The organism is Clostridium sp. AM33-3 (assembly GCF_003480315.1).
Taxonomy (GTDB): Bacteria; Bacillota; Clostridia; order Lachnospirales; family Lachnospiraceae; genus Brotaphodocola.
The window spans coordinates 208,072-223,815 of sequence record NZ_QUIV01000001.1; the positions used below are offsets into that span (position 1 = coordinate 208,072).

The window sequence follows — 15,744 nt, forward strand, 5'->3', positions numbered from 1 at the left end:
AAACACAAATTCTTGTCAAGTGTTTATCTCACGGATAGTTTACATAATATTTTTCGCTCTTACGACAAAAAAAGTTTTTTCTGAAATACGCACAATTCGGATTTCCCATCATTTTACGGATAAATCCACTCTAAATGTACAGATCAGACCGCATTATTATACGGTATTTCCAGCGTTTCCGCAACAAATTCTTTCCCGAAAGCGATTTTTTGAGCTCCTATCGTCGAACTTTTTATCAAGTTTTCCGAATATTCGTCAAATCCAGGAACCTCAAAAATCAGGGTTTCCTTCAGAACGATCTCATCATTTTCCAGTTTTACCGGCATGGCATTCAGGAAAACCACATACCGAAGCCCGTGCAGCATCAGACAGTATACCACGAACGCCGGGCTTTTCGAAGCTCGGCGTTTTGTGTTGGGAATATGAAATGAGCTGCCGCACGTTAGTGCGACAGCCCCGTTTTTCTATCTTCTACACCAGATTCTTCATATCCTTAAACGCTGTCCGCTCCATCTTCTCCCGAAGGTCATTCCTGATCTTCGCGAAGTCCTCACGGACAAGCTTCTTTTCTTTTACGAGGCACTCACCCGCAACATAAACATCTCTCACATTCGATGCAATCGCGCTATACACAAGAGCCGAATACGGGTCGTATACCGGGAACATATTTGGGGAGTCGGTCTCTACGAGGACGAGATCCGCCTGTTTTCCGGGCTCGATGGAACCAGTGATATCGCCGAGTCCTAACGCTCTTGCTCCCTCAATCGTCGCCATGGAAACGACCTCCTTTGCCGGGAACGCGCTGCGATCGTGGAGCTCATTTTTGTGGAAGTTCTCGCACATCCGCATCTGGATGAACAGATCCAGCGTATTTCCGCTCGCCGGACCGTCGGTACCGAAGCCGACGGACATGCCGTGCTTATGCATCAGGGACACCGGAGCCACGCCCTTTGCGGCCTTCGTGTTGGAGGCGATACAGTGGGCCACGGACGCTCCGTGCTTCGCGAGGATCTCCACGTCATGTTCCGTCGTGCGGATGCTGTGGGCCGCCAGCGTATTCGGTCCGAGGACTCCGATATGCTCCATAAACTCGATGGGCGTCATATTATACTGTTCCCTCAACTGGGTCATCTCGTAGTCCATCTCCGCCACATGGAGCGTAAATACGGTTCCCGCCTTCACGTCCTCCTCATATGCCCGTTTTAAAGTCTCCGGGCTGCAGGTCGTCGTTCCGTGGGGCGTGATCGCTCCGGAAACGCGCGGGTGATCTTTGTACGCCTCGATCAGTGCAATTCCACGCTCGATGGCCTCATCCGCGTTCTTACTGTCGCAGGAATCCTTTTCCATCACCGTCTCACCGGCGATTCCGCGGATCCCCATCTCGTCCATGACCTTCGCCACAACTTCCTCGAAATAGTACATATCAAGCACTGTCGTCACACCGGAGAGCAGCAGCTCGCCTATGGCGTATCGCGTGGAAAGCCTGGCCATCTCCGCGTCCATGGCCTGATTCTCCATCGGAAGCAGGAACACCCGCAGGCGATCCTTACAATCGTCCCCGAGGCCGCGGAACGGGATCATGCCGAGGTGGCAGTGGGTGTTTACGAGGCCTGGGATCACGACGGCGCGCTTTGCGTCGATCTCCTCGAAGGTCTCGCCAGCCTTTAAAATCCCCTGCGCAGTAAGCGCCTGAAGCGCCTTCTCAAGCTCTTCCTCCGGTCCTGCTGCCAGAATCTTTGTATCTTCAAACATTACATAACCATGATCCCAGACATCACCTGCCTCGTTCATCGTCACAACAATGCCGTTTTTGATAATCTTCTTCATCGTTCTAATTTCATCCTTCATAATTTCGATCTGATCCGGTTCTTCCACTATCCGCGAAGAAAAAACGGCGGCGGGCCGTAAAACTACTTCCCGTACTTCTCAACCAACGGAACATGTTCCTGCCCCGGCACCGTCAAAAGCCCGTGATCCGTGAGCTTCAGTTTCGGTGACACCGGAAGGCAAAGCGTGGACATGGACATGACCACGTTGTTGTTCACATATCCGAGACCTTCCATCGCCGTCCGCACTTCCTTTAATTTCTGTCCGAGAACCTCGATGGGCTGATCCGACACGATACCGCCGATGGTGAGTCCCGCCTCTGCCAGGGATCTTCCTTCAGCGAACACCACATATGCCCCCTGGAGCTCCAGGACGCGCCTCTGGGCCAGTTTCATATCGTTCTCATCTGTTCCCAGGACAAACAGGTTATGGCTGTCGTGGGACCACGTGGTGGCCACAGCGCCCGGTTTCGTCAGTGCTCCTTCCACGAGACTATATCCGATATTTCCATTCTTGCCGTACCGCTCGAAAACGACTGCAAGGGAAAGTCCTGCCGACTTCCAGTCAAGCACACCGTCCTTCACCTCGACTCTGCATTTCACCGGTGTGGTTGCCGTTCCGAAGGTGCCGATCTTCATGACATTGACTTCCGCCCATTTCGCCTCCGGATCTTCCGCTTTTAACACAAAGTCGGAGATTTCCGCCGGACGGCAGTTGATCGTGTGGTAGAAAGAAGCCGGGAAACTGCACGCCGCAGCTTCTGCCGCACCGTAAGCCTCCTTGTCCTTGCAGTACACACACTCGCCCTTCTTATAAACCACAACCGGATCGATCCCATCCAGACTGTCCAGCAGCATAAAGTCTGCGATCTTTCCCGGCGCGATCATCCCTCTGTCATCCAGATGCATCCGTCTCGACGGTGTCCAGGTCGCGCAGTAGATCGCCTTCTCCATCGGCATTCCCGCCTTTACAGCCGTCTCGATAATCTTATTGAGATGTCCGGTCAGAAGCTTATCTGCCATCGTGTCATCCGTCACCAGCGCCACATTCTCATAGAGTTCATTGTCGCAGACGGTCTTCACGACCTCCGGCGTCAGGGATTTGAACTGCAGCTCCAGAAACATCCCAAGCTCTGTCTTCTCCATCACTGACTGTGGAGTCTGCTGGGTGTGGTCCGCATCAACACCTTCATAGATAAAGCGGTTAAGATCCGCCCCCGTAAGTCCCGGGCAGTGCCCCTCGATTCGGAGATTCTTTCCCGCGTTCCGGCACACATTGATGAGATCCCTCGTCCGGCTCTCGCCATCTGCTGAGAGATCCTTATAGTTCATGATCTCTCCAAGGCAGAGAACTCCATCTAAGGATGCCATCTCAGAAATTTCCTTTACACCAAGTGACGCCCCGGCTGTCTCTAACTTCTCATTTGTCGCCGGTACACTGGACGGGATCGCCCAGAAGATATCCTGCTTCGTCTTCTGCGCCATAAAAGCCCGGATGCCGTCCATGCCGAACACGTTCGCCATCTCGTGGGCATCGGCAACCACCGTTGTTACTCCATATGGAAGAGTGATCCTTGAAAACTCGCCCGGATATGTCATCGAGCTCTCGATGTGCATATGGATATCCACGAGACCAGGCAGCATGTATCTGCCTTTTCCGTCGATCTCCCGCACTCCCGGATATGAAATTGCAGGGGAAACGCAATAAAACTTTTCCCCTGCAACTGCCACATCCCGCTTTTCAAAACACTGTCTGAAGGTCTGATAGACCATGACATTTTTCAGAATGAAATCGGGTCTCATATAAAATTCCTCGTTATTAGTTGTTGATCGTTCTGTTCCACTGGTCGATCCAGTTATTTAAGATCGGGTTTACAAAAGCATAGTCAACAACCTTAACTATTGCAGCCTTGTCGCCGTAGGTCATATCCTTGGACTCTTCCTCAGTGAATGTAACGTCCTTGTTTGTCGGTGCCTCGTTTAATGCCTTACCTGTCTTTGTCTGAAGCTCCTCGCTGATACGGTAGTTGATGTACTCGTAAGCAAGCTCCTTGTTCGCACAGTTCTTTGTTACGTTGATGGTGTTGAAGTTAGCGTAAGCTCCGTCCGGTGTAACGTAAACAAGTGTCGGGTTAGCGGCTACGATCGTCGGAACGCCGAAGTCACCGACAACTGCTGCTGCAACCTCACCGGATGTGAACATGTTGATCAGGTCGGAAGACTTTGTGTAAGTCTTAACAAGGTTCGGCTTTAAGTCAGCAAGTGCCTTGAAAGCAGCCTCGCCGTTGTCTGTTGTTACGTCAACGCCTGCGTGGTCGCTTGCAACGTAAACCATAGCCGGTCCGAATGTTGTTGTGATCTCCGGGATAGAAACCATGCCTGCAAGGCGCTCGTCCCAAAGGTCATCAAAGCTTGTGAGTTCAAATCCTGTAAGCTCCGGGTTGTAGATGATACCGATGCTGTTGATGGTGTACGGAACACCCTGTCCTGCCTCTGCAATCTCCTTTGCAGCCGGGATCAGCTTCTCAGCATTCGGGATCTTGCTTAAGTCGATCGTATCGAAAAGTCCCTCGTCAGTGCCCTTCGCTGTCATAGCCTGGGAGAGCTCGATCACATCGATGGTGGAGTTCGGGTCTGCCGCTAACTTTGTATAACGGTCGTTTGTGCCGCCTGTCTCAGTAACGATCTCACAGCTGAACTCGTTCTCAAACGGTGTGTAAACCTCTTCTTCGGAGATATCTTCGCTGAGACCGTATGTGGATAATACGAGCTTCTGTGCGTCTCCGGAAGCTGCCTTTGTCTCTTCTGCGGAAGAAGCTGCCTCAGAGCCTGCTGCCTGGCTTCCTGCTGCTGTGGTTTCTGTTGTGGATGCGCTGCCGCAGGCGGTAAGCATCATTGCTGCGCAAAGTACAACTGCTGCTGTTTTTTTCATGGTTTTTCTCCTCTTTCTCTCTTTTTGAGATAATGTTTTGTAACTGTCCGGCAGGTCTGTGCTTTCCGCACAAGCTGTACAAATGGGCAGTTGCATATTTTCCCGCATGAATATGGGTCTGTTTCGGAACTATCCGTTCATATCCCCCACATTCTGCGATGGTTCCCTTCATTGTTTTCCGTCCGGAGAACGATTCGATCTTTCCGGTTCTCCCTTCGGCGCATGACCTGTGCCCTAAGATCTCTGTCTCCTATCTTCTCACGAGAATCAGCTTATCCTTCGGCAGATACAGCCGGATCTCCTCGCCCTCTTTATAAACATGGTCAGTTCCCATATTTACCTTCAGGACACCGGCGGAAGTCTCAACCTCGTACTGGTAGCTCTTACCGAGGAATGTGCGGACACCGATCTTACCGCTTAAGACATTCTCCGTCTGAACATCATCTGCCAGACAGATATCGTCCGGGCGGATCGTTCCCGCGAATTTCTCGCAATCGAGATCCACGGAAGTTAAGAACTCGCTTCCATCCGGTGCTGTATAAACGCCGTCCTGCTTTTTCGCAAGCTCAAGGAAGTTCTCGAAACCGATGAATCTCGCGACGAACTCTGTCGCCGGTCTCTTATAGATGTTCTCCGGTGTGTCAAACTGCTCGATGACACCGCCGTTCATAACAGCCACCTTGTCGGAGATGGAGAAGCATTCCTCCTGATCATGTGTAACAAATAATGTGGTGATTCCAAGGCGCTTCTGAAGTCTCTTGATCTCCACACGCATGGAAAGTCTTAATTTCGCATCAAGATTGGATAACGGCTCATCTAAGAGCAGTAGCTTTGGCTCGATGACAAGTGCTCTCGCGAGGGCAACTCGCTGGCGCTGTCCGCCGGACATCTGCTTCGGGAAACGGTCGGCAAGCTCTGTCAGGCCGCAGACCTCAAGGATCTCCCTGACCTTCTTGTCGATCAGGTCCTTGTCCATCTTTCTTGTTCTGAGCCCGAACGCTACATTGTCATAAACACTTAAGTGCGGGAACAGGGCGTAGCTCTGGAATACCAGGCCGAACTGGCGCTTGTGGACCGGGACCTTTGTCATGTCCTCTCCGTCTAATGTGAAGGTTCCGCCCTGCGGGTCGATAAAGCCTGCAACGACGCGGAGTGTCGTTGACTTGCCGCAGCCGCTGGGACCTAAGAGGGATACAAGCTCGCCCTCCTCGACTTCCAGATTCAGCCCCTTTAAGATCTGTTTCTTTTTATCGTAACTTACGTCGATTCCATTTAAACTCATAAAAGCCATGGTCATATTCTCCTTATTTCGCCAGGGCTGCGACACCCAGTGTGCGGTCTACGATCACCATGATGACTACGGTAGCTGCCATCAAAAGTACGGAAACCGCCGATACGGTCGGATCATAGTTGTATTCAATATAGTTCATCAGTGTTGACGGGAATGTGGAAACTCCCGGTCCGGATAAAAACATGGACACCGGAATGTTATTGAAGGAATTGATGAACGCCAGCATGAATGCTGAGGAAATTCCGGAGGTCACATTTGGAAGAACGACCTTGAAGAACGCCGCTCCCTTCGGGCATCCGAGGCTCCACGCCGCCTCCTCGATCGAAAAGTCGAACTGCTCCATCGAAGAACCAACTACGCGGATCACATACGGAAGTGTCACCATAAAATGGCCTGCGAGAAGTCCCGCGAACACCGGGATCCTGAGTGTCAGGATCAGGCACTGGTACATAATAAAGCCGATTACAATTCCCGGAACGATGGTCGGGGAAAGGAAGATGGACTTTAATAACTGCTTTCCTTTTAAACCGGCTCTCGCCAGTGCGTAAGCCGCCGGGATTCCGACCAGAAGGGAGATGCATGTCGCGAGGAGCGCGACCTCAAGGCTGGTCAGGAATGATCTGCGGAAAGACTTTAACGCGAACACGTTCGCGAACCATTTCGTCGAGAAGGACTCGATCGGGAATGTGATGGCGCTTCCGCCGCCGAATGCCGTTACGGTGATGATCAGTAACGGGATCATCAAAAATGCAAATACGATCGCTGCCCATATGGTCAACATTTTATTTTTACGCATAATCTTCACCTCTGCGGTCCAGCCGTGCGGCCAGAGCGTTAAATCCTTTGATCACAACCAGGGTTACAACGATCATGATGAGGGCGATCACGGACGCGCCGGTCCAGTCACTGACGGACATCGCTCTCTGGTAGATCAGGGTCGCCATGACCATGTTGCTGTTGCCTCCTAATAACTGCGGCGTCGTGTACGCGGTCAGGGTTCCGGTAAATACCAGAATACCGCCGACGATGATTCCCGGAAGGCTCATCGGGAAGATGACTTTCATGAACGCTTCCGTTCTTGAGGCTCCGAGGCTCTGTGCCGCCTCCATCATGTCATCATCAATATTTTCCATAACACCGGCAACCGTTACGATCATTAACGGAAGGAACAGGTAGACAGAACCAATGATGATAGAAAAGTCAGTGTATAAAAGCTTCATCGGCTTCTCGATCAGTCCCATAGCGATCATGGCCTTGTTGATGATCCCGTTGCTGCCGAGAATATTGATCCATGCAAAGCTTCGGATAACAGAGTTTGTCATCATCGGGAAGATCGATGCAGAGAGAAGCAGTCCTCTCCATTTCTTATCACAGCGGCTGATGAAATACGCCGTCGGGATACCGCCCACCATACAGACAAAGGTGGTGATGACCGCGATCTTCACGGTTCTCAAAAAGATCTTTCTGTAATACTCGTCCTTAAAAAAGTCCACGTACGCGCTGAACGGGTAATCCCCCGTAAACACGCTTGGAACCAGAACGCGAAGCAGCGGGATCATCAGGAACAGAAATAAGATCACCAGTCCCGGAACCAGCATGCACCATGCACTGCTCTTTTTCATTGGTTTGCCCCTTTCTCAACTGTGCGTGATAAGCTTTAATTAGTGCTTCTTATAAATATTTGTTTTTTCATCAATTGCACTTATATTTTACATTCATTATAAAAAGTGATATACTATACGTCAAATACATATTATCTATAATTTTTATGCAGTAAAGCTATGAGGAGGCCCCTGTATGGAATTAAAAGAAGCCCGCTATATCCTGGCGATCGCCCGCCACCAGAGCATCGGCAAAGCCGCCGAATCCCTTTATATCTCCCAGCCGTCCCTGAGCAAGTACTTAAAGAACCTGGAAGAACGTCTCGGCGCTCCGCTGTTCAGCCGCCACGAAAACCGCTACTACCCGACTTACATGGGTGAACGCTACCTCCACTACGCCGAACAGATCGTTGCCTGCGGCGATGAGTGGATGCAGGAATACGACGATATCGCTCACCGCCAGCGCGGCCGCTTAAACATCGCCGTGCCGATCATGATGGGTAGCACGCTGATCGAACCGATGTTGGCACCGTTTCATAAACGATACCCCTATGTGACCTTAAATATCATGGAAGCAGTAAATTTCATTGCGGAGAACAGTCTGGAGACCTCATCCATCGACCTGACCCTTTACAATATCCATGAATTTCCCGAGACCATGGACTACCAGATCCTGCGCTCTGAGGAGATCGTTCTGGTCCTGCATGAAAACCATCCTCTCGCCGCAAAAGCCATTACCCGCCCCGGCTTCCGCTACCCGTGGCTGGATCTTTCCCTATTAAAAGAGGAAAACTTCATTCTCCTCTACCCGGACCAGAACACCGGTGGCATCTCCCTGGATCTCTTTCAAGAGTACAACATCAATCCACCGGTCTCTCTCCACACGAGAAACTCCTCCATGTCGATCCATCTGGCCATGGACGGCGTCGGCGCTGCCTTCGCCCCGGAGAGCTATTTCCATTATGAAAACCAGTACACCGGAAACCGCGCCCTCTGCTTCTCCGTCGGCCACAGACCGGCCCTCACAACTACCATCGCCGCCTATCGGAAAAACCGGTATCTGCCGCAGCATGCAAGAGATTTTCTGAAAATGATCCGGGAATATTGCCGTGAGAAATAAAACATTCTCCCAGAAATTTATATCCATCTGCGAGGTGCGCCGTCAGGCGCACCTCGTAAAAGAAGCCGGACACTATCCTTCAGTATCCGGCTTCTTGCTGCGAATCTTCTGGCACCTTTAGCTCTGATAAACAAACAGACAGTTCATTCCCTCCTGCCACGGGTATTCGAATTCCAAATATATGATTTCTTTCCCAAAACGTGTAAATTTTTCTTTCCAATACATTGCCGGATAATGTCCCAGCTTTTTTGATAGCTTAGCATCTGTTATCTTTACCGGTTTGGAGGAAACGGAACCGCTTATTTTTTTTCTTCATAAATCTCCCTCTTCATCACTCAGATACAGCTGCGAAAAAATAGTTTGGTAAATCTCATCCATATCTTCTTCCATATCCACAGACTCACAGAACCCGTAAAGATAGGTATAACTGTCAGTATCCACAGCAAATACCGTCCATTTCATGGTATCCTCGTTCTCACCTGCGGTGTACGTTACGATATAAACCGGATAAGTCAGGTTCTCAGTATATTTCTCATTTGCTTTTGCAGATAGCAGTTCGCAGGTATCCGTATCACTTAATGACATGGCACAGTCTGCCAGATAATCTTCCAGATCCTGGACCTCCGGGACAAACCGGGTCGGTTCTGCCGTATTTACCACAAGGATCTGGCCATCTTGCGTGAAATCCTCATAGCGGTACGTTCCATCCTCATTGTTTTCCGTTCGAAGGTTCTGCATATTGGTAAAGGGTAGCGCTCCGCCCATCAAAACAGGAATACGTTCACTCGGGATCAGATCCCCGCGGCCATCATCGTTCAGAGCATAGAGCTCCATAATTTTTTGTCACAGACTACCGCATCATAGGCACTGTCCACAAACACAGGAACGCTGACATCCGGCGGTGTAAAAATCAAAAAGCTTCCATTTTCCAAAATTGTCGCGGTATCAGGGTCATAGTTCGGATTGACCGGCTTTTCATCCTCACCGTAAAACTGAACCTGAAAACCTCTGTCCAGTTCTTCCACCGTATATTTTCCCAGATCGATCTTAGTGCTTTCGCCTTCAGCCAGTGTTGTCTCCAGGCGGTTCTCTCCCCAGTCTTTCCCATCCGTTTCTCTAATACGGATGTCTTCCACAGGATATGTAGTACGGTTCACTACGGTGATTTCAAGTGGCTTTCTTCCTCCACCGCAGGCAGCAAGTCCAAGACACATCGCCAGTGTGATTACGGGAAATAAATTACTTTTCCATTTTTTCATCCTGCATTCCTCCTCTATTAAAAAATCCACCGTACTGTTATTGTACGGTGGATCCTATGGGATAACCATTAACTAAAGGTTAGGTTTTTTTATTCTGCTGCCTCCCACTCAACTTGTAGCTGCACTGCTCATAGATCGTTCTTATCACTTTTTCCATATTCAGCGGCTTAGCCAGATGGGCATTCATTCCCGCTTTATAGCACTGTTCCTGATCTTCCTGGAAGGCATTCGCAGTCATGGCAATAATTGGGATTGTTTTCGCATCTTCGCGCGCTGCTGCCCGGATGGCTTCTGTCGCAGCCAACCCATCCATCACAGGCATCATGATGTCCATAAGAATGGCATCAAAATAATTGCATGGGTTTTCCTGAAAGGCTTTCACTGCCTGCAGGCCATTTTTCACGACCGTGATCTTTGCTCCTTCATCTGACAAAAGCGTTTCTGCGATCTCTGCGTTCAATTCGTTGTCTTCTGCAAGCAGTAAATTCAGGTTTTCTATGGTTGCTTCTGTTTTTTGCTCCTTTACACGGATTGGCGCCGAGGCAATTTTGAAAGGGACCCGTATGATAAAGCTTGAGCCTACGCCTTCTTCGCTCTTGATCTCAATACTTCCACCCATTTTATCGATCAGGCCCTTGACGATCGCCATTCCAAGCCCAACGCCCTGATACATGCTTCTTGCATCATCCTTTTCCTGAGAAAAAGGCTCGAAGATATGTTCCAGGAATTCCTTCCCCATGCCGATCTCTGTATCGGTAATCGTGCATTCATAGGTTGTGATCCCATCGACCGCTTCCGTATAACCTGACACGGTAGTGATCGTTCCGCCAGGCCGGTTATATTTGATACAGTTGCCATAGATGTTTAAAAATATCTGCCGCAAATGTACCGGACTTCCATAAAGAAATGGATACTGGGGCCCATGTTTCTTTGACCGGAATTTTTTCTTTTACCAGATCTATGTCGTCAAAATGATTCTCATTGATTTTCAGTAAGCCTGTAATACCATTAAGCGGAGTCCGCATATCGTGAGACATTCTGGACAGAAAAGCGGATTTGCTCTGATTTGCTTTCTTTTCACTTTCCAGTGCGATGGATTTAATCATAAAATCGTTCTTGTCCAGCATCAGATTCCAATGCTCAACAGTTCCGTCTGGTTTGCGAACCTTCTGTCCCCGATCTTCAATGTACTTATAGGTTCCGTCTTTGCAGCGGATCCGGTAGATCGTTGCGTAATGATCGGAGCGTGTATACTGATCCAGCGCGTCAGCAAGACCTCTCGTAATATCTTCGGGGTGAGCGAGTCCGAGAATGCTGCCCTGGCCTGCTTCTATCAGTTCTTCCGGTGTGTTGTAACCAAGCATATTTGCAAACTGTTCTGATACATATTTAAAGGAATACGTAGGATCATCATTGCTGATTTTTACACCGCCTGGTATAGAAACGGAAAACCAGTCCAATTCATTGCGAAGCTCCTGTGTCAGCTTTTCAATGATAGCCGTGTGCTTTTTTTCTTCTTCCAAGAGCTTAATATACTCCTGGTTTGATTTTTCCAATGCCCGTTCTTTTTCCTCCAGGCGGTAATGCTCTGTGCGGTCAAGTACATAGTTGACTGCTATGACATCACCGGTTTCCGCATCTCTGTACAGAGCCATGTGATCTTCTGCAAGCATGGGTTCAAAGGTTGCGGTACGGGTCCAGTAACGAAATGATATATGACGCTCTCCGTTTTCAAAACGCTTCAAAAGCCGTTCTCTGTCGAATTCATTCAAAAAGTCGGAAAGGCCCTCCTTCGGTATCGTTAATGACGCAGTACCCATCTGCGATCGCAAACACGGTCTCTTCTAAAAAACGGTTATTGATCATGCTTTTGCTCATACTAGTTTCTCTCCGAATCAGTGGATTTTTCGATGCCCGTTTTTATAGAAGGATCCGAATCACGAGCCATACAATTCCGATCAGCAGCAGAACTGCCGCAAACGCGGTAGAAAGTCCGAACAGAACTGCCCCCAGTGTGAGTGACAGGAGAAAACCGGCCAGACTTAACAGAGCTCCCAGAAGCGTTCCGCAAACACGCAGGGCCAGACCGACACATTTAAAAATCAGCACTAAAAATACTACAGCAAACAGTATCGACATAATCGCAATCTCACCTCCTGTACGTTTTTGCTATAAAATCCCTTGAATTATATCTGTTTTTTCCAGAAATGTAAATGTTCAGTTTAAATATTGCGCAAAACTAAGGTTTTGCGCAATGATAGGAGCCGTATTTCGAATGCATGTTCTATTTTTTGAGCATTTTTCTGCCTGATTTTTAAATTGTATTTATAATTTGAATATTTATCTGACATTATTTTCATGCTTTCGCGCTTGCCATTCTACGCTTTTTGATCTGATATCGCATTACACAATGCTATGTATAGCATATATCTGTATAGAATGGTATAGCAATCATAATTGGAAATTTCACTTCTGTTTGACGGAGTATTTGCCTTGTGTTATACTGTTTTCAGGAGGATGACGACATGAAAGAAGAAAAGACTACAAAAGAAAGCAAACAGGTGAACTTCCGCATTGATCCGGATTCCGCGGAAGCATTCCGCCAGTTCTGCACCTCTCATGGAATGAACCAGGCACAGGGCTTTGATCATCTGATGCAGATCCTGGAGCTGAACAATGCCAAAGCTGCTACTCCTGGCCGTATCGTAGAAATAGAAAATTTTGAACGGCTTCTGAAAGAAATTTTATCGGCATATATCAACAGTATTGAACTGAGCAGCAATGCTGAGCTGCGCGTACAGGAACACTTCCGGTCTGATTTAAAACGGAAGGATCAGACGATTGATGAACTGAGAGAACAAATAAAACTCATGGAGACAGAAAAGAAGGATTCGGATACTGCCACAACTGCCCTGCGTGAGGAACAAAAGCATCTGCAGGAACAGGCTCAGTATGCCATCGAACAGATGGAGGCTGCAAAAAAGGCCGCCTCAGACCGTGAAGAAATGAACCGCATTCTGCAACTGCAAAATCAGGAGCTTCAGCAGAAATTGGTCCGGTATGACGCCCTGAAAGAAGCTGAGAAACAGGCTCAGAAAGAAGCTGCTGTGCTTCAGCTGAAAATCCGGGAGCTTCAGCAGACTCTGGAGCATGAAACCGGACAGAAGAAAAATCTGGAGCAGATTGCCACGCAGGCGCAGCAGCAGGTCCGCGAAATGGAAAACCAGAGACTCGAGGACCGGATACTGCTTGCAGATCTGAAGCGGCAGCTTTCCGATAAGGATTCCGACACCCAGGCTATGTTAAAGCAGGTGCGGATGCAGGCAGAGCTGGAGCAGGAACGGGCCGTGATCGCAAAGGAACGGGAAATGCAGGAGGAGCTGAGACAAGCGGATCGTGAAACCGTACGGCTACAGGCAGAGCTGGAGCAGCTACAGCTGCAGCTGACCCGGGAAAGCACCCCAGAACAGCATACAAAGCAAATTTCGGAAATGCCAGACACAGGTATCACAGCAGATGTTGCTGCCCAAAATACCGGAAGGGAGTAATACGTCATGACAGAATTGCCGTACCATGAACAGCGTGACCGCAAAAATGAGGCTAAGCTGCAGGAGCTGCTTTCTGCTCTCCCACTCTTCTGCGCGGATTTTTTCCGCGGAATTGAGCCGTCCACATCTTCCATGACAAGGCTTTCTTACGCCTATGACATCGGCATGTTTTTTGACTTTTTAACCAGCAGACACGCCACCGGTTCCCCCTCAATATGCACAGAAGCTAAACCAGAAATCCGCTCTTTCGGATTATCTGCCAAAGATTTCACCATGAAACAGTTCCGCCAGATCTCCGTCACTGATCTGGAACGTTATCTGGAATACCTGAAGTACCGTCCAGATGACCCGGACCATCGAAACACCAACAAAGAGCAGGGAATCAAACGGAAATTTTTCTCGCTAAAGAGTTTCTTTGGTTATTTCCAGCGCACTGGTCAGATTACGGTCAATCCCACCTTATCCATGCAGGTGCCAAAGATCCGGGAGAAAGAGATTGTCCGGCTCAACCAGAAGGAAATCAAAGAACTGCTAAAAGAAGCAGAAAGCGGTGCCGGATTATCTCCCAGACAGAAGCAGTTTCATCAGAAAACAAAGGTACGGGACTGTGCCCTCCTCGCGCTGATGCTTGGAACCGGTATCCGTGTATCGGAATGCGTGGGCTTAAATTTGTCGGATGTAGATATAAAAGAACAGGGAATTCATATCCACCGGAAAGGCGGAAAAGAAGCAACCGTCTATTTTAGCGATGAGGTTGCGCAGTATTTAGAACGGTATCTGGAAGAACGCAGAACTCTATGCCCAATTGAGAGAGGGACAGGCACACAGGATGAACCGGCGCTTTTCCTTTCCCTTCGCAAGAAACGCCTGACTGTGCGCAGCGTGGAATATCTGGTGAAGAAATATGCGTCTGTGGCAACACCGAAGAAAAAGATTACACCGCATAAGCTGCGGAGCAGCTACGGCTCCGCCCTTTATGCGAAAACAAATGATATTTATCTGGTTGCCGATATTCTCGGACACAATGATGTGAACATTACCAGAAAGTTTTACGCCGCCATCGAAGAGGAACGGCGCAAAAGCGTAAAGGACATTGATATCGTGTAGCGTAACATTTAACAAAGAACTGCATTTATGCGTGGAGGAATATACATGAAACGACGAATCTCTGAAATACTATCCGCTTCCACTGGTGTACTGAAACAGGTGGCAGCGCTTACTGCAGCTGTCTTCGTGTTTGCAGCGGCTTTTGCTGCTCCGTCCTTTGCTGCCTCTTCCTATGATAATTTGGCAGTGGCCAATGTCAAAAATGAGCCTCTGAATATGCGGACCAGCCCTTCTGTTGACGCAGAAATCATCGGAAAATGCTACAGTGGCTCCGGAGGAACGGTTCTTGACCGGAAAAACGGCTGGACAAGGATTCGCTCTGGCGGGCTTGAGGGCTGGCTGAAGGATGATTATCTTCTGTTCGGCAAGGACATCGAGCCGCTTGCAAAGGAGCTTGGGCTTTTGAGAGCCAAAGTCACTGCAGTTACATTAAATGTGCGTGAAACCCCTTCCACGGATGCCGTAATCGTAAAACAGGCAGCCCAGGGGGAATCGTTTCCGCTCCTGGAATCCTCAGACGGCTGGATCAAGGTCCAGCTTCAGGCTGACGCAAGCGGCTATATCTCGGCGGAATACGCGAAAGTCATACCGGTTCCGGGAACTGCGGTCGATGCAAAAAAAGAAGCGGCTGCTCTTCATTCCGGAGCAAAGGCACAAGCAAAACCTGTTTATGTGATTTCCGCAACAGATGATGAGGTCTATCTGCTTGCAGCCTGCACGGCCATGGAAACCGGAAATGGCTCCTATGACGCCCAGCTTGCCGTTGCAAGCTGTATCATCAACCGCGTAAAATCCAAAAGCTGGGGAAAATCCATTTCCAGTGTCATCTACGCAGACGGTCAGTTTCCCGGCGCGTCTTCCGGTCTGCTCGACAGCTTTCTGGCTCAGGGACCGTCCAAAACTGCGCTGAAGGCCGCAAAGGACGCACTTAGTGGTTCCAATAATATCGGAGATTACCTTTATTTTAATTCTACCAAACGGATTTCACCGGAAGATTATTCCTCGCATAAGATTGTCGGCGGAAACTGTTTTTACAAAAAATAGCGGCTGCGCCAATGGC

16 protein-coding genes are annotated in these 15,744 nt (G+C 49.1%); 4 read left to right on the plus strand and 12 right to left on the minus strand.

The genetic code is table 11. The features are described from left to right. Positions 1–143 precede the first annotated feature (143 nt). The 7 genes from DW819_RS01040 to DW819_RS01070 all read right to left on the minus strand — a co-directional run bounded on the left by DW819_RS01040 (position 144) and on the right by DW819_RS01070 (position 7,671). Positions 144–326, minus strand: a complete 183-nt coding sequence (locus tag DW819_RS01040) for a hypothetical protein (RefSeq protein WP_147353153.1) — start codon at positions 324–326, stop codon at positions 144–146. Between the two features lie 145 nt (positions 327–471). Continuing rightward, complete coding sequence (locus DW819_RS01045) at positions 472–1,827, minus strand: amidohydrolase (protein WP_118731672.1); 1,356 nt, start codon at positions 1,825–1,827, stop codon at positions 472–474. Positions 1,828–1,910: 83 nt separating this feature from the next. After that, positions 1,911–3,629, minus strand: coding sequence for an adenine deaminase C-terminal domain-containing protein (locus tag DW819_RS01050; RefSeq protein ID WP_118731673.1), 1,719 nt, complete (start codon positions 3,627–3,629; stop codon positions 1,911–1,913). A gap of 16 nt (positions 3,630–3,645) precedes the next feature. Next, positions 3,646–4,758 (minus strand): ABC transporter substrate-binding protein, encoded by a 1,113-nt coding sequence (locus tag DW819_RS01055; RefSeq protein ID WP_118731674.1) that lies wholly within the window; start codon positions 4,756–4,758, stop codon positions 3,646–3,648. Positions 4,759–5,008: 250 nt separating this feature from the next. Continuing rightward, positions 5,009–6,049, minus strand: coding sequence for an ABC transporter ATP-binding protein (locus DW819_RS01060; protein WP_118731675.1), 1,041 nt, complete (start codon positions 6,047–6,049; stop codon positions 5,009–5,011). Positions 6,050–6,062: 13 nt separating this feature from the next. Continuing rightward, positions 6,063–6,845, minus strand: a complete 783-nt coding sequence (locus DW819_RS01065) for an ABC transporter permease (protein ID WP_118731676.1) — start codon at positions 6,843–6,845, stop codon at positions 6,063–6,065. Then, positions 6,838–7,671 carry an ABC transporter permease gene (locus tag DW819_RS01070; protein ID WP_015552826.1) on the minus strand — a complete coding sequence of 278 codons (834 nt, stop codon included), beginning with the start codon at positions 7,669–7,671 and terminating at the stop codon, positions 6,838–6,840. The genes DW819_RS01065 and DW819_RS01070 overlap by 8 nt, the downstream gene beginning before the upstream one ends. A 175-nt stretch (positions 7,672–7,846) precedes the next feature. On the opposite strand from DW819_RS01070, the gene DW819_RS01075 reads away from it, so the two are divergent. Then, complete coding sequence (locus tag DW819_RS01075; RefSeq protein WP_118540541.1) at positions 7,847–8,770, plus strand: LysR family transcriptional regulator; 924 nt, start codon at positions 7,847–7,849, stop codon at positions 8,768–8,770. A 312-nt stretch (positions 8,771–9,082) separates the two neighbouring features. On the opposite strand, the gene DW819_RS01085 is transcribed toward DW819_RS01075, so the two are convergent. The 5 genes from DW819_RS01085 to DW819_RS01105 all read right to left on the minus strand — a co-directional run bounded on the left by DW819_RS01085 (position 9,083) and on the right by DW819_RS01105 (position 12,168). Next, positions 9,083–9,604, minus strand: coding sequence for a hypothetical protein (locus tag DW819_RS01085; protein WP_118731677.1), 522 nt, complete (start codon positions 9,602–9,604; stop codon positions 9,083–9,085). Then, positions 9,586–10,029 (minus strand): hypothetical protein, encoded by a 444-nt coding sequence (locus DW819_RS01090; protein ID WP_118731678.1) that lies wholly within the window; start codon positions 10,027–10,029, stop codon positions 9,586–9,588. The genes DW819_RS01085 and DW819_RS01090 overlap by 19 nt, the downstream gene beginning before the upstream one ends. Before the next feature lie 79 nt (positions 10,030–10,108). Next, the gene (locus DW819_RS01095) at positions 10,109–10,912 is read right to left on the minus strand and encodes a response regulator (protein ID WP_243025468.1); all 804 of its coding nucleotides are present in this window, start codon (positions 10,910–10,912) and stop codon (positions 10,109–10,111) included. Further along, a complete protein-coding gene (locus tag DW819_RS01100) occupies positions 10,866–11,801 on the minus strand; it encodes a PAS domain-containing protein (protein WP_243025470.1) in 936 nt (311 codons plus the stop codon). The genes DW819_RS01095 and DW819_RS01100 overlap by 47 nt, the downstream gene beginning before the upstream one ends. Positions 11,802–11,949: 148 nt before the next feature. Then, complete coding sequence (locus DW819_RS01105; protein ID WP_118540522.1) at positions 11,950–12,168, minus strand: hypothetical protein; 219 nt, start codon at positions 12,166–12,168, stop codon at positions 11,950–11,952. 386 nt (positions 12,169–12,554) lie between these two features. Here DW819_RS01105 and DW819_RS01110 point away from each other — a divergent pair, with 386 nt between their 5' ends. Genes DW819_RS01110 through DW819_RS01120 form a run of 3 tightly spaced genes read left to right on the plus strand, consistent with a single transcriptional unit; the run spans position 12,555 to position 15,728 of the window. Beyond that, entirely contained in the window at positions 12,555–13,577 is a 1,023-nt protein-coding gene (locus DW819_RS01110; RefSeq protein WP_118731679.1) for a hypothetical protein, read from the plus strand. Positions 13,578–13,583: 6 nt separating this feature from the next. Next, positions 13,584–14,684, plus strand: coding sequence for a tyrosine-type recombinase/integrase (locus DW819_RS01115; protein ID WP_118731680.1), 1,101 nt, complete (start codon positions 13,584–13,586; stop codon positions 14,682–14,684). 45 nt (positions 14,685–14,729) lie between these two features. After that, entirely contained in the window at positions 14,730–15,728 is a 999-nt protein-coding gene (locus DW819_RS01120) for an SH3 domain-containing protein (RefSeq protein WP_118731681.1), read from the plus strand. Positions 15,729–15,744: the final 16 nt, after the last annotated feature.

What these genes read in the sequence shown, in the direction of transcription:
- DW819_RS01040 (WP_147353153.1), bottom strand. Translation starts at nt 326, where the DNA reads ATGCCGGTAAAACTGGAAAATGATGAGATCGTTCTGAAGGAAACCCTG.
- DW819_RS01045 (WP_118731672.1), bottom strand. Translation starts at nt 1,827, where the DNA reads ATGAAGAAGATTATCAAAAACGGCATTGTTGTGACGATGAACGAGGCA.
- DW819_RS01050 (WP_118731673.1), bottom strand. Translation starts at nt 3,629, where the DNA reads ATGAGACCCGATTTCATTCTGAAAAATGTCATGGTCTATCAGACCTTC.
- DW819_RS01055 (WP_118731674.1), bottom strand. Translation starts at nt 4,758, where the DNA reads ATGAAAAAAACAGCAGCAGTTGTACTTTGCGCAGCAATGATGCTTACC.
- DW819_RS01060 (WP_118731675.1), bottom strand. Translation starts at nt 6,049, where the DNA reads ATGGCTTTTATGAGTTTAAATGGAATCGACGTAAGTTACGATAAAAAG.
- DW819_RS01065 (WP_118731676.1), bottom strand. Translation starts at nt 6,845, where the DNA reads ATGCGTAAAAATAAAATGTTGACCATATGGGCAGCGATCGTATTTGCA.
- DW819_RS01070 (WP_015552826.1), bottom strand. Translation starts at nt 7,671, where the DNA reads ATGAAAAAGAGCAGTGCATGGTGCATGCTGGTTCCGGGACTGGTGATC.
- DW819_RS01075 (WP_118540541.1), top strand. Translation starts at nt 7,847, where the DNA reads ATGGAATTAAAAGAAGCCCGCTATATCCTGGCGATCGCCCGCCACCAG.
- DW819_RS01085 (WP_118731677.1), bottom strand. Translation starts at nt 9,604, where the DNA reads ATGGAGCTCTATGCTCTGAACGATGATGGCCGCGGGGATCTGATCCCG.
- DW819_RS01090 (WP_118731678.1), bottom strand. Translation starts at nt 10,029, where the DNA reads ATGAAAAAATGGAAAAGTAATTTATTTCCCGTAATCACACTGGCGATG.
- DW819_RS01105 (WP_118540522.1), bottom strand. Translation starts at nt 12,168, where the DNA reads ATGTCGATACTGTTTGCTGTAGTATTTTTAGTGCTGATTTTTAAATGT.
- DW819_RS01110 (WP_118731679.1), top strand. Translation starts at nt 12,555, where the DNA reads ATGAAAGAAGAAAAGACTACAAAAGAAAGCAAACAGGTGAACTTCCGC.
- DW819_RS01115 (WP_118731680.1), top strand. Translation starts at nt 13,584, where the DNA reads ATGACAGAATTGCCGTACCATGAACAGCGTGACCGCAAAAATGAGGCT.
- DW819_RS01120 (WP_118731681.1), top strand. Translation starts at nt 14,730, where the DNA reads ATGAAACGACGAATCTCTGAAATACTATCCGCTTCCACTGGTGTACTG.